The 13,774-nt window shown below is 42.5% G+C and carries 8 protein-coding genes; 7 read left to right on the top strand and 1 reads right to left on the bottom strand.

Going from position 1 to position 13,774, the window contains the following annotated elements; genetic code table 11:
* Positions 1–165: 165 nt before the first annotated feature.
* The 4 genes from A5867_RS05555 to A5867_RS05570 are packed head-to-tail and all read left to right on the top strand — an operon-like array spanning position 166 to position 6,383.
* On the top strand, positions 166–1,218 hold the full coding sequence (locus A5867_RS05555) for a GGDEF domain-containing protein (RefSeq protein WP_005225346.1): 1,053 nt from the start codon (positions 166–168) through the stop codon (positions 1,216–1,218).
* 59 nt (positions 1,219–1,277) lie between these two features.
* Complete coding sequence (locus A5867_RS05560) at positions 1,278–2,318, top strand: bifunctional glycosyltransferase family 2/GtrA family protein (RefSeq protein WP_087627055.1); 1,041 nt, start codon at positions 1,278–1,280, stop codon at positions 2,316–2,318.
* Complete coding sequence (locus A5867_RS05565; protein WP_087627056.1) at positions 2,315–4,579, top strand: glycosyltransferase family 2 protein; 2,265 nt, start codon at positions 2,315–2,317, stop codon at positions 4,577–4,579. The genes A5867_RS05560 and A5867_RS05565 overlap by 4 nt, the downstream gene beginning before the upstream one ends.
* Positions 4,554–6,383 carry a lantibiotic ABC transporter permease gene (locus tag A5867_RS05570; protein ID WP_087627057.1) on the top strand — a complete coding sequence of 610 codons (1,830 nt, stop codon included), beginning with the start codon at positions 4,554–4,556 and terminating at the stop codon, positions 6,381–6,383. The genes A5867_RS05565 and A5867_RS05570 overlap by 26 nt, the downstream gene beginning before the upstream one ends.
* Before the next feature lie 71 nt (positions 6,384–6,454).
* Here A5867_RS05570 and A5867_RS05575 read toward each other — a convergent pair whose 3' ends face one another.
* Entirely contained in the window at positions 6,455–7,423 is a 969-nt protein-coding gene (locus A5867_RS05575; RefSeq protein ID WP_087627058.1) for an AraC family transcriptional regulator, read from the bottom strand.
* 152 nt (positions 7,424–7,575) lie between these two features.
* Here A5867_RS05575 and A5867_RS05580 point away from each other — a divergent pair, with 152 nt between their 5' ends.
* From A5867_RS05580 to A5867_RS05590, 3 genes are all read left to right on the top strand, one after another.
* Positions 7,576–10,233, top strand: coding sequence for a cadherin-like beta sandwich domain-containing protein (locus tag A5867_RS05580; protein WP_249270021.1), 2,658 nt, complete (start codon positions 7,576–7,578; stop codon positions 10,231–10,233).
* Positions 10,230–12,044 (top strand): beta-glucoside-specific PTS transporter subunit IIABC, encoded by a 1,815-nt coding sequence (locus A5867_RS05585; protein WP_087627060.1) that lies wholly within the window; start codon positions 10,230–10,232, stop codon positions 12,042–12,044. Before A5867_RS05580 ends, A5867_RS05585 begins: the two co-directional genes overlap by 4 nt.
* 164 nt (positions 12,045–12,208) lie before the next feature.
* Positions 12,209–13,759: an IS1182 family transposase gene (locus A5867_RS05590; protein WP_087628154.1), complete on the top strand. Its 1,551-nt coding sequence runs from the start codon at positions 12,209–12,211 to the stop codon at positions 13,757–13,759.
* Positions 13,760–13,774 lie beyond the last annotated feature (15 nt).

Raw genomic sequence — 13,774 nt, forward strand, 5'->3', positions numbered from 1 at the left:
TATAATTTCTGGTAAATTATTCTAAATCAAGAGTGATAAAAACTGTCAATAATAAATAGTGATTCTTACTTGATGCTTTGTCCGCTTTTCCAATGAAATGTTTCTGGAATTGTCCCGTCGAATCAGCAAGTAAGGGTTCTTTTTTTTAGAAAGGAAGCACAGGAAATGGCAAATACGCTGGTTGTCAATACACTCGCAAATTTAGGCGCAATTATCATCAATATTTATTTGTTATTCAAAATCAGTGACGGATTCGTTGGCCAAGGGACGTTCAAAGCGAAACAGATCGCAGCTGCGATTGCTTGTGAAACCGTGGTGGGGATGCTGATGATGAATTTCTCTTACGTCGTATACGAAACGCGATTTGACCTGCGCTTTTTGCTTTACGCTTTTTCCATGAAATATCTGGGGTGGAAGGTGACCGTACCGACGATGGTCAATCTAGCGTTAGGGCGTTTCTTGTTTGAAGTATCAAAATCGTCTTGGTTGAACTTATATCTTACGTTTTTTTTGATAGTGACACTGACATTTCTGCATGCCTGGGCCAAACGGCGATTTACTGACAAACAAGAGTTATTCCTATCAATTACCTACTTGATCGCTATCTCCTTTCTTTTTGGTTTTTATCTGACGGGTGATATTCAAAAAACGACCCTAATTTATATAGTTTATGGCATTCTCGCCTATACATTGGCGTTTTTCCTTTACTCGATAGTAAATGATATGCAGCGCATTTTGGCATTGGTCAAAATCGATGATCTTACGCAGTTGAACAACTTCCGTAAATTTCAAGATGACCGCCAACGCCTAGACACGACCGAGGTGGACTTATCGATCGCTTTGATCGATATCGATCATTTCAAAAATTACAATGACCGTTACGGACACCGTGCTGGGGATGTGATTTTGCAAGAAATCGCTCGTATTTTTTCGACCTACTGTACGGCGAGCAACCCGGTCTATCGCATCGGTGGGGAAGAGTTTGCGATCTTGATCCAAGGAGACGCACAGGCTGCTGCTTATCTCCTCGAAAAAATCCAAAAGCGCATCCGTTACCAAGAAATCATCTTGGATGCAGGCGATTCGGTCAGCATCACGTTGTCGATTGGGATCGCACAACGGCAAAAGGGCGAGTTGCTACAGCAAACACAAGAACGAGCCGATCAAGCATTGTATCGAGCCAAGCGCAGCGGTCGCGACCAACTCTGTCTTTACTGATGGAGTTGGCTTCTTTTCTTTTTTATTTTCAAAAATACTACCTTAAATGAGGAGCGCATATGGAAAATAGTTTAATCGTGATTCCTTCGCTAGAACCTGACCACAAACTGCTGGCTCTGGTGGAGAAAATTCGTTTGCATAACCAGCACCTGCCGATTTTAGTCGTGGATGACGGCAGTGGGGCTGCTTATCAGCCTGTCTTTTCGGCATTGGCACAGCAGTTTGGTTGTCAGGTTTTGACCCATCCAAAGAATCTTGGAAAAGGCGCAGCCATCAAAACCGCCCTCACTGAAGTGCTGACAAACCAGCCAGCTGTTGAATTTATGGTGACCATTGATTCGGATGGGCAGCATGAGTATACCGATATGATGGCTTGCTTAGCAAAGGCCCAAGCCCATCCCGACAGTATTATTTTAGGGACCCGATCCTTTGGCAAAGAAGTGCCCTTGCGGAGTAAGTTCGGCAACATTTTGACCCGAAATATCCTACGTTTAGCGACTGGTCTTGCCATCGAGGATTCGCAGACGGGCTTAAGGGTTTTCCCTCGGAAATTCATGACAGATTTGTTGGCGATCTCAGGTGAGCGCTTTGAATATGAAACGCGGATGCTGATCGAAGCCCAGAAACGGGGGTGGCCGATTCTCTCGCAACCGATCGCCACCATCTATATTGAAGAAAATGCCTCTTCACATTTCCGGGTCTTGGCAGATTCCGTCGCTATCTATAGCGTCTTTTTGAAGTATTTGTTTTCATCTGTGGTCTCCTTTTTTGTCGATGTGATCGCCTATGCGTTATTGATCCATTTCTTGTCTGTCATCGATCTGTCCTCCATCGTGATCGCTTCGTTGGGTGCCCGCTTGATTTCAGCGATCGTCAATTACTACATCAATCGTGAGCTTGTTTTTGGTCAACGGACAAAGAACAGTATGCTGCAGTATTTTTTATTAGTGATCGTACAGATTTTGCTGTCCTCTTTCCTCGTCTACCTGATCTATTTGATCCTGCCGATCGGGGATTCTGTGTTGTTAAAAATAGGCGTCGATTGCCTGCTCTTTTTCTTTAGTTACCATGTGCAAAAAAATGTCATCTTTAAGGAGTGATTGAGGTGGAACAAAAACGTTTGCCTTGGGCGAAAAAAGTCGTTTACTTTCTGGCGTTTGTCTTTTCGCTGATCTATTTATCATGGCGGGGGCTGTATACATTGCCATGGCACGAGTCTTGGTTTGCCCTGCTGTTTGGTTTGCTGCTTTGGGGCAGTGAGATCGTATCGAACTTTACGGGCTTGCTGTTGATTTGGAACAAAAACAAAGCAAAGCCTTTTGAAAAACCGATCGTGCCAGAAGCCGACTATCCAGCGATCGATGTGTTGATTGCTACCCATAATGAAGAAGTGCCGCTTTTATTAAAAACAGTCAATGCGGCAGTTCATATGAAATACCCCGATCCCAAAAAAGTTCACATCTACTTGTCAGATGACACCAACCGTCCAGAGGTCAAAGCACTGGCAGATAAATTTGGCATCGGCTATATCGGATTGACAGGCAATCAGCATGCCAAGTCAGGCAATCTCAATCATGCATTGTCAAAAACCAATTCGCCGCTAGTGGCGACCTTTGATGCAGATATGATCCCTTACTCAGATTTTTTGCTGGAAACAGTGCCATATTTTGTGGCAAATCAGCAGGAACGCCGCAAAGATCAGACCATCAAACCGTTGGGCTTTGTCCAAACACCGCAAAGCTTTTACAATGCGGATCTTTTTCAGTACAATCTTTTTTCAGAAGCGGCGATCCCTAACGAGCAGGACTTCTTTTCCAGAGAAGTCAATGTTTTGAACAACGCCCATGATACAGCTATTTATACAGGATCCAATACGGTGATCGCACGAGAAGCGATCGAAGCCGCTGGCGGATTTCCGACGGACACGATCACGGAGGATTTTGAATTAGGCGCCTTGATCAATTGCCAAGGTTATCGCAGTTTATCAACACTGCAGCCCATGGCCAGCGGTCTGTCTCCCATTGATATCCCAAGTGCCTTAAAGCAGCGGATTCGCTGGGGAAGAGGAGTGGTCCAAAGTGTCCACAATCTCCATCTTTTTAAGAACAAGACGTTGTCTTTGGCGCAAAAAATGGTTTTCTTAAACAGTTATTTGTATTGGTGGTCGTTTTTACGTCGGTTACTGTTTATTTTCGCGCCGATTTTGTACACCGTCTTTAATGTAAGGGTCGTAGAGACCAACTTTTGGGTCTTGCTGCTGTTTTGGCTGCCAAGCTATACGTTCTTGCATTTGGCGATGCAGGATTTGAGCAGTGATATTCGAACGCAGCGCTGGGGCGAGATCCAGGAAACGATTTTTGCACCTTACCTAGTGATTCCTGTCTTTTTACAAGCCATTGGCATCAAAGAGACCCGTTTCAAAGTGACCAATAAAGCAGCAACTCAGTCTAAAAAAGACTTGTTGTTTGTGGTGCCGCATTTGTTGCTGTTGATTTTGACGATTATCGGCTTAGTGAAGTTTAATTACGGCAAATTCGGCTCAGAGATTTTCTATGGCAGCGTGTTGACTTTCTGGTTGCTGACCCATTTCTTTAACTTAACCTTTGCGGTCTTATTTTATCTCGGTCGCCCGATTTACCGAACGACGGAACGGTTCAGAGCCCATTATCCTGTTGAAGTTTCCGACCAAGACGCCAGCTATTCTTTGATGACAGAAAATATCTCAGAAAACGGCTTGTCCTTTGTTTCTGACGTTCCTCTTTATTTTCCGCCAGATGCGCAGCTGACGTTTAAAATCACCCGTAATGGCTACCAAGCAGAGATGACGGGAAACGTCGTCCGCGTTTTTTCAGGCAAGGATCGCTGGGTCTATGGGGTTGCTTTACACCAATTATCAGAAAAAGACTACTTAGCTTATTTGCAGATCATTTATGATGGCTTCAATCAAAGCCTGCCAGTTCTGCGTGACCCGTGGATGACCTTCTTTGACAGTCTTTTTGAAAATCTCGGTAAGCATCTGCTGCAAGCCAAAGAAAAGCCATTGCCGCCTCAGCGAGTGCCTGTCCTATCGATTGATCAAGAATGGGTCTTTGAAGAAGGAGCCTATACGGTCACAACATTTGGTTTTGACCAGCTCACGTTGGTAAAAACAGAAGAAGTCGAGATGCCTGCCCGTCTAACCTTGCCGATCAGTAATCTTGTGCTTCACGCTGAAAAAGCAACGCTTCAACCAACAGAAAATCAAGTGATTTATCAAGTAAGCAATCTTTCCGAGCTGCGTTTTACAGCAGCCTTTCAAGAATGGGTAGACAGCTTGCTGAGAAAGGAGGAAGATGATGATCGAGATCCTGCTGCGATTTAGTCTTTTTGGTTTATCATTAGCTGGCTATGCCTATCTTTTTGTACGATTTTGCCATTTTCCCAAATACATCAGCTGGATCGCTGCTTGCTGTTTGCCGATCCTCGTTCTTTCCTTTGTCGCATATGGTCCAAAAGGATGGTTGATCCGGGGGGCATGGGTTTTATTTGGTCTTGGTTTACTATTATGCGTTTGGCGTTTTTGGCAGGAGCGCCATCAGGTACGTTGGGGCTTGCAAGAGCCCATCCTGCTGTGGTTTTACGGCTATTTTGCTTTGTTCGTTTTAACCTTGCTTCACAGTCATTTGACCCACTATGACAACTTCTCCCATTGGGCGACGATCGTTAAATTCCTTTATACGCAGGGACAATTGCCAACGGCAGCCGATGCCATCATCAGTTTTACTTCCTATCCTTTAGGCAGCTCGCTGTTTGTTACTTATACAGCGATCATTGTTGGCTATCATGAGAATGTCTTGCTGATTGGTCAATTGATTTTGATTTTCTGTAGTCTGTATAGTTTCTTTGCGATTATTCGTGATCCGAAAAGAAAGCTGGCTTTTGCCCTGATCTTCACCAGTATGGCGGTTTTCAATTATTTTAATATTGCGATTCGAATGAATAATTTGTTAGTGGACTTTATCCTGCCAGTGTTGACTTTAGCTGGCATCGCTGGCTTATTCGCTTTAAAAGGCAACGTACTACCGTCGATCGGTTTCTTTCTTTTGATTGGCGCCTCTCTTGATTTGGTCAAAAATAGCGCCGTCTTTTTTCTGCTGATTTTAGGCGGCTATTTACTAGTCTGCTTGTGGCAGGCATCAGTTCGTTGGCGGCAACGGCTGGGAATGATGATTGTAGGATTAGCTGCCATTGGGCTATCTGTCCTGCCGGCGATTCTTTGGAACCTGCATGTCAAAGCGAATTTTCCTAAATCGAAGCATGAAGTCAGCGTGACCGCTTATAAACAGATTTTTGGCGAAAAGGATTCTCAGATACTGCAGCAGATTACGGATGTTTTTGTCAAAACCATCACGGATGTTGCGACGATCTCCACGCAAGGGATTCTCTTGATCCAGGTCATTCTTTTGGGCAGTTGGCTATTTGTCCGATTTATCATGAAAAAACGCAATCCATTTTTAAAAGAACTGCTATTGATCGATGGTATCATTGGGGGGTATTATTTAGGAATCTATGCCATGTTCTTGTTCTCAATGCCCACTGATGAAGCATTGTCTTTGGCAGGGTTCGATCGCTATGCCTCAAGTATCGTGATTTTAGCACTTGGATTAATGACCTTTTTCATGGTCCGGGGCATTGATCATTTGTATCATGAACAAGCAATCGACCGGCGAAACTACCGTAGTTTTGCCAGCTTGACCACGAAAAAAATCTATCAATACAGCACCTTGATTCTGTTATTTTTTGCGACATTGCTGATCCTTTCAGAAAATAATGGCATGCGTTATACCAATCGTGAATATGCTGCTTCGATTCCAGCACAAGTTTCAGCCGTTACTGGCGATCACTTTGACCTAAACGAGAAAAAATATTTGGTGGTCAGTACTAACAAAGAAGCAGTAGATAGCTACTTAGTTGGCTATGTCGGCAAATATTACTTGTTTTCACCCAATGTCGATGGCCGAGAGAATTTCCTCTTATCCGATGCTGAATTTCGCACGCTATTAAAGCAATACGATGAAGTCGTCGTCTTAGAAGAGCACTATACCTTTAATGCCATGACGAAGAAGCTAACAGGCAAGACCTTTGCCCCAGGCGTTTATTCGGTGGCGGAGGTGTTGGGGCGTTAAGAAATAAAGAATAGAAAGAAGCCGAGAAGGAACATTTCTCGGCTTCTTTTTTTGCAAGTAGCGTAATAGGATCATTTCTTCTTTTTCGGTGTATGCCCATAATAAATTTTGTATTTTTTATAGAAAAAAGTGATATTGGTGAATCCTGCTTCAGCCGCACATTGGGTGATTGGTTTGGTGGAAGAAGCAATTAAGTTGTGGGCGAGATTCAATTTTTTTTCGATAATCAATTCGGTCAAATTTTTACTAGTTTCTCGTTTGATCAATACACTTAGATAGGAAGGAGAATAGTTAAAAAGGGTGGCGAGTTTTGGTAAGGTAACGGTTTGAAAATTCTCTTCGATATAGGTCAAGATCGCTAGGATATGCTGTTTTTTTGCCGCTTCTTGCTTGTTGGTCTGATAGTCGAACTCGCGCACGAGAAAAGTGAAAAGAATGGCGATCAGATTGCTGATGATTCGTTTACTGCCAATGGCTTTTTCATAAGTTTCTTTCATCATTTCTTGAATCACAGCATGGATCCGATCATCTTTATTGTTCTTAAAGACAATATATTGGTCATGCGCGTGCTTGTCTGACAATGCAGTCAGAACAAAATCAAGCACGACCCCTTCATTAAACTGTTCCCGACTAATCAATTGAGCGAAATAATCCCGCTTGATCAAAAGATTGATCAAGACATCTTTTTCACCGGTCATTTCAATCGAATGGGGAATTCCAGTATCAATCAGACAGATTTGTCCTTTTGTCAGCGTAACTTTCTGATCATCGATCAATTGGGTGCATGTTCCTGAGTAGATATAATTTAATTCGATAAAACTGTGGTTATGATAAGGAACTGGACTGAAGCGGCTTTGCTTTACCAGAGTAAAGTTTTCTTGTTCTTCCATCAGATTATCGAATAAGTAAACTTGTCGGCCATTGATCGTCAGTTTTTCCAGCTGTTGATAATAGTCAGAAAGGTGATTTGGATGGTCTCTGTGATAGCATTCTCGTTCAGATAACTGAAAAAGTTTTGCTTCCATTTCTTCGGTTGTCATTACGATCTCCTCCTTTCGTAAATCTAAAAATATGATAATTATCTGCAAAGTGTATGACATTGTTTCAAGCTAAAGAATTGCTTATGATAAATTTGTAAGCGTATTTATTATGATTTTAAATGAAGTTGAATGAGAAAGAAAGAGGAGTTTGTATGAAAAAGATAACGAATTTATTGAACGAAAAATATGATAATCATATTTTTCCTTTTTTATGGATGCATGGAGAAGATAAGGAAACGATTCAAACTTACATCAGTAAAATTTATGAAGCAGGCATCCGATCTGTCTGCATCGAATCACGCCCCCATGAAGAATTTTTGAAAGCGCAATGGTGGGATGAGTTGGCGATCATCATTGAAGAGTGTGAAAAAAGACAGATGACACTTTGGATTTTGGATGACAAACACTTTCCAACAGGCTATGCCGCAGGGGAAATTGAAAAGAATCATCGACATTTGCAGAAAGAATTTTTGAATTTCCGACAATTTGATTTTGTAGGTCCCAAAAAGAATGCTGGAATTATGCTGGATTGGTGTTTCAATGCAGAACGACCGAATATTTTGAATTCAGAAGGTGAAACGGTTAAGGAGAGTGGCAAATCATTTTTTTCAGCTGAAATCATCAGCGCCGTTGCGGTCAAGAAAACTGGATTTAAGCAGATCAGCGAGGAGAACTGGATCGACCTTACAGACTCAATTATTGATGAGACATTGTATTGGTCTATTCCTGAAGGAGAGTGGAGTATCTTTGTCTTTTACACGACACAAGAAGGAGGGGAAGCTTCGACACAAGGGTACTTGAATCCTTTGGTACCAGAAGCAACAGATATTTTGCTGGAAACAGTTTATCAAAGTCATTATCGACACTTTGGAGAGAAATTTGGCACAACGATTCAAGGATTTTTCTCAGATGAACCGCGGTTTGGGAATATCAAGGGTCCTGATGCAGTCCTTGGAAAAAAAGATATGCCATTGCCGTGGAGGCATGATTTGTTGACTTTGTTAGCAAACCAGTTAGCAATATCTGAAACTGAGCTGCGAGGGCTGTTGCCGGCTCTCTATCGTGGTGAATCAAAACAGGCGGCTAAGATTCGTTACAATTATATGTCGTTGGTTTCTGAGCTATATAGTCAACATTTTTCTCAGCGGATCGGACGTTGGTGTCGTGAACATAAAGTCGACTATATCGGACATGTGATTGAGGATAACAATGCCCATGCACGTTTAGGTTATGGGTCGGGTCACTTCTTTCAATCGATGAAAGGTCAATCGATGGCAGGAATCGATGTCGTTTTGCATCAATTGATGCCGCAACAAAATGACGGATACTTTGAAGCCATGACATCTACTGGCTGGGATGGCGAATTTTTCCATTACGCATTAGGGAAAATGGGGGCGTCTTTAGGAAACTTAGACCCTGTGAAACAAGGTCGAACGATGTGCGAAGTATTCGGCGCATATGGTTGGTCAGAAGGAACCAAACTGATGAAATGGCTAACCGATCACATGCTGGTGCGAGGGGTCAATCATTTTGTCCCTCATGCCTTTTCAATGAATGACTTTCCTGATGCCGATTGTCCACCGCATTTTTATGCGCAAGGCCATAATCCACAATTTGAGGGCTTCAAACAGCTGATGACATATATGAATCGTCTGAGTTATCTATTTAGTGACGGGAAACATCAAGCGGACATTGCCGTGCTGTACCATGCTGAAGCGGAGTGGGCAGGCGCTTATATGCCGATTCAAAAAGTTGCTCGTGAACTGATGGAACATCAATACGAATTTGAAATCGTTTCAGTTGAGATGATGCTTGATGCGCAATATACGAATCAAACGTTTGTCATCAATGAGCATGCCTTTCAAACACTAGTCATTCCATATGCTGAGCGAATGTCTGACCCATTGATCAAAAAGCTGACAGCTCTCGCAGAATCTGGTATTCAAATTATTTTTATTGAGGAGATGGTGAAAGAATCCCTTGAAGAAACTCTGCTTAGCCATGAGCTGCGGCTTCTCGATCGTCTGACAGAAGTAACGCCGCTCACAGCACTTACTGATAATGCTGGCTTGAAGGTACGGGATCGTTTAGAAACGTCAAAAGCTCTGCCGTATTTGCGGTACTATCATTATCAGCAGCAGACAGATGAGGTATTCATGCTTTTCAATGAAAATGACAGTGAATCGCTGCAGTTTCAGGCTGTTTTTCCTGCTGAGAAGCCTTTAGTTCAATATGATCCAGTAGAAAATAAACTGAAACCTGTGTCATATAAAAATGGCAGCTATGAGATTCATTTAGCACCAGCAGAGAGTCTGATTCTTTTTGAAGCTACCTCGGAACAAACATTGCGTATTGAAAGAAGCAAACCAATGAAAGAAGTTCATCTAAACGATCAGCCATGGCAAGTCACTTTCGAAGGAATCGGGAAAGAGCAAGCAGCAGTTGCCTGTCAAAAACAATATTCGTCACTGCCTTTACTGGGGGTCGGTGATGACTTCAGTCGGTTTAGCGGGGAAATCACTTATACCGTGGACTTCCCTAAAGCAGTAGGAGAAGTTTTATTAAGTATTGAAGATGCTTCAGAAGTTGTGACTGTTTCAGTCAACGGTCATTGTGTAGGCACAAGAATCAGTACACCGTATACATTTGAGTTGACGGACCTGCTTCAAGAAACGAATAATTCCATCCAGATTGAAGTGATCAATAGTTTAGGTCGCAGTATGAGGGATTATCTTTCGCAATTTGTCCTGCTCGAGCCTTTGGGGATCACTGGCGAAATCAAACTTTTTATTGAGGAGGAGCAAAAATGAACAACCAGCAGTTGGCAACAGATATTTTGAAGGAAATTGGTGGAAAAGCCAATGTCGAATCGGTAACCCATTGCGTCACACGTCTGCGCTTTGTATTGCATGATACCGATATCCCAAATAAGGAGACGATTGCTAGTCTTGACGGAGTGATTTCAGTCGTTGAACAGGGCGGACAGTACCAGATCGTCTTAGGAAATCGCGTGAACGATGTCTATGATACGGTCTTGCAACAAGTTGGCGAACTAAAAGAGGACAATACTCGTGAAAAAACAAAAAAGTCTCTTTTTGATCAATTTACCACCACAATTTCAGGGATTTTCACGCCAGCATTAGGCGCGATGGCTGCGTCAGGAACGATCAAAGGAATCTTGACGATTTTATCAGTAGCAGGTATTTTGTCAGAAACATCGGGAACCTATATCGTTTTGTATGCATTGTCTAATGCTTTCTTTTACTTCATGCCAATCTTATTAGGTGCTTCGGCGGCAAATTATTTTAAATTAAACAGCTATGTCGGAATGTTGATTGGGGCATCATTGATCTATCCTACTTTGCTGCCGTATGCGACAGAAGGTAGTTTGACCTTTTTGTCGATTCCCGTGAATATGATGGACTATACTTCTTCCGTTTTTCCGGCAATCATTGCTGTCTGGGTGGCAGCTAAAATCAATGGCTTCGTTCAGAATTGGCCGTTGAAAGATTTGCGATTCATGGTACAGCCTCTTATCGTGTTACTAGTTTCTGTCCCCCTTGCCTTGCTGGTCGTTGGTCCAATTATATCCAACTTATCCAGTCTACTGGCAACGCTTGTTAATAATGTTTATCACTTTAGTCCGGTTTTGGGCGGGCTGGTGATTGGGGGACCATGGATCTTGATGGTCATGTTCGGATTGCATTGGGCATTCATTCCAATTTTTCTTAACAACATGGCGATGCAAGGATTCGATCCTGTGATGGGTCTGCTCTTAGCGAACCAAATGGCAATGGCTGGTGCTGTCGTAGCGGTTGGTCTACGAACGAAAAATGATAAAACGAAAGCACTCGCATACTCAACAGGTCTGACAACCCTGATTGGTGTCAGCGAACCAGCATTGTACGGAGTATTACTTCCTTATAAACGTCCGTTGATCGCTGCTGTCATCGGTGGAAGTTTAGGTGGGGTTATTGCAGGCTTTACGCAGACAGTGCAGTATTCTTTTGGTGGTTCAGGATTATTAGGTATTCCTTTGATCATCAATCCAGCAGGAATCGATGGTGGATTTTATGGTGGGATCGCTTCGCAGGCAGTAGGGCTTGTTGCGGCATTTCTAATCACCTATTTTTGGGGAATTATAGAACCTGAAAAAAGGAAAGCAGTCAAATCAAAAGAGTCCGTGGATACCAAAATTAATTTTCAAGAAGTCGTTCAGGGAGAAGTCGTTCCCTTAACAGAGGTTCCTGATAAAGTTTTTTCAGAAGGCTTGATGGGGCAAGGTAAAGCTGTCAAACCGCAATCAAATACCTTTTATGCCCCTTTTGATGGCATGGTCACTGCTTTATTTCCGACAAAGCATGCGATCGGCTTGACCAGTGATCAAGGCGTTGAACTTTTGATCCATATCGGTGTTGACACCGTAGAATTAGAAGGAAAACACTTTACGACCCTTGTTGAAGCAAATCAAGCAATCAAAAAGGGTCAGCCGGTGATAAAAGCCGATCTCGCAGCTATCCAAGCTGAGGGATATGCGACCATTACGCCAGTTGTGGTAACGAATGCGTCAGCATTCGAGAAGATCATGAATGAAAAAGAGTCTCTTATTGTTGCCAACTAAAACGTTAGATTCAATGCAAAAAGGGACTGTGACATAAGTCCATAGAAGAAAACCGCAAGAAATGACGAGAAATCGTTCATTTCTTGCGGTTTTTTGGGTAAAATAAAAAGGAGCACCGGTTGCCGCCAATGCCCCATCATTTAATCCTGAAAGGACTAAACAAAATGTATACTAATTATAACATGAATCAACTCACTTTGGATCTATCTACTTCATTTTCTCCAAAAGAAAATCATGTCGCCGTTTTTATCCATGAACTGGTCGAAGCGCTTCAGATTAATGACCCCTATCTTTTTGGTCGACCAAGAGAATATGATTTAGGTGCCATGATGAAGTTGGTTCTTTTTGCGTATACGCGAGAAACCTTTACAAGTCGCAAGATTGAACGCTTAGCTGAAGAAAACCTATATGCTCGCTGGTTGACGCAAGAACGGGTTCCAACTTATCGAACGATCGCCCGTTTTTGTGTATCTAACGATGTGCAGGAGTTGACCAATAAAGGCTTAGATCAGTTGACAGAGTATCTGCGTGCACGGAATCTGATTGATGATGCGTTGTTTATTGACGGTACAAAAATCTTGGCAGATGCGAATAAGTACAGCTTTGTCTGGAAGAAAAACACGATCCGATTCGATCAAATGAATCGCGAAAAACTGCTTACTATGATGACGGAACTAAGAGAAGCGTATGCCCTGAAACAGATTCCCGAAGGGACGACCTTGACAGTAGACATGATAGATGAACTGTTAACACGGATGGAACTACGTCTGGAAGAACTAGAAAAAGAAGTTGAGGCAACGAAACGTCTTTCGCCAAATCCAGCGAAACAACAACGGCGAACGTTGAAAAGCCAAGTACGCAAATTAAATACAAAACGAGAAAAAGTTCTGGAACATCAAACGCAGTTTTCTACTTATGGGACAAGAAACAGTTATTCAAAAACTGATCATGATGCGACATTCATGCGCGTAAAAGAAGACCCTATGAAAAATGGCCAACTTAAGCCTGCGTATAACCTGCAGATCGCTACTTGTAATCAATTTGTACTCGGCTACGATGTCTTTCAAAACCCAACAGACACTAAGACACTGAAACCATTACTGGAAAAGATGAAGATTGCACAAAAGTCCCCTCATTATTTGGTCGCCGATGCAGGCTATGGTTCAGAAAGCAATTACCGCTATATAGAAGATGAACTTCCCCAGCATACTGCACTGATTCCTTATGGAACGATGTTTAAAGAACAAAGCAAGAAATGGCAGACAGATGATCGGAAAGTAATGAATTGGAATTATGAGCCTAAGGAGGACTTTTACATCGACCCCAAAGGGGTACGATTCAATTTTCATGCTTACCGTCAACGAACAGATGCGGATGGCTTTGTCCGAGATTTTAAAGAATACCAAGCAGAAAAAACGGATGCGAACCAAGCGCTCATTCCTGAAACCTTAACCCCAAAGGGGAATCGCAGAAAGATCACTGTAAATCCGTCTTGGGAATACCATAAAGAAAAACAAAAAGAGCGCTTATCAACGCCTGAAATTCAAAAAATATATGGTCGGAGAAAGATCGACGTGGAAACAGTCTTCGGATTTATGAAGGCTTGTTTGGGTTTCACTCGATACACGGTTCGGGGCTTAGAAAAAGTCAGAAAACAGACGGGTTTACTCATTACGGCAATCAATATGATGAAATTGACAAAAATAGATACTTGAACTACCCAAAATGAA

The sequence above is a fragment of the Enterococcus sp. 6D12_DIV0197 genome (assembly GCF_002174385.1).
GTDB lineage: Bacteria > Bacillota > Bacilli > Lactobacillales > Enterococcaceae > Enterococcus_D > Enterococcus_D casseliflavus.

Excerpts from the sequence above, each read along its gene's own strand:
- A5867_RS05555 (WP_005225346.1), top strand. The coding sequence starts at position 166 with ATGGCAAATACGCTGGTTGTCAATACACTCGCAAATTTAGGCGCAATT.
- A5867_RS05560 (WP_087627055.1), top strand. The coding sequence starts at position 1,278 with ATGGAAAATAGTTTAATCGTGATTCCTTCGCTAGAACCTGACCACAAA.
- A5867_RS05570 (WP_087627057.1), top strand. The coding sequence starts at position 4,554 with ATGATCGAGATCCTGCTGCGATTTAGTCTTTTTGGTTTATCATTAGCT.
- A5867_RS05575 (WP_087627058.1), bottom strand. The coding sequence starts at position 7,423 with ATGACAACCGAAGAAATGGAAGCAAAACTTTTTCAGTTATCTGAACGA.
- A5867_RS05580 (WP_249270021.1), top strand. The coding sequence starts at position 7,576 with ATGAAAAAGATAACGAATTTATTGAACGAAAAATATGATAATCATATT.
- A5867_RS05585 (WP_087627060.1), top strand. The coding sequence starts at position 10,230 with ATGAACAACCAGCAGTTGGCAACAGATATTTTGAAGGAAATTGGTGGA.
- A5867_RS05590 (WP_087628154.1), top strand. The coding sequence starts at position 12,209 with ATGTATACTAATTATAACATGAATCAACTCACTTTGGATCTATCTACT.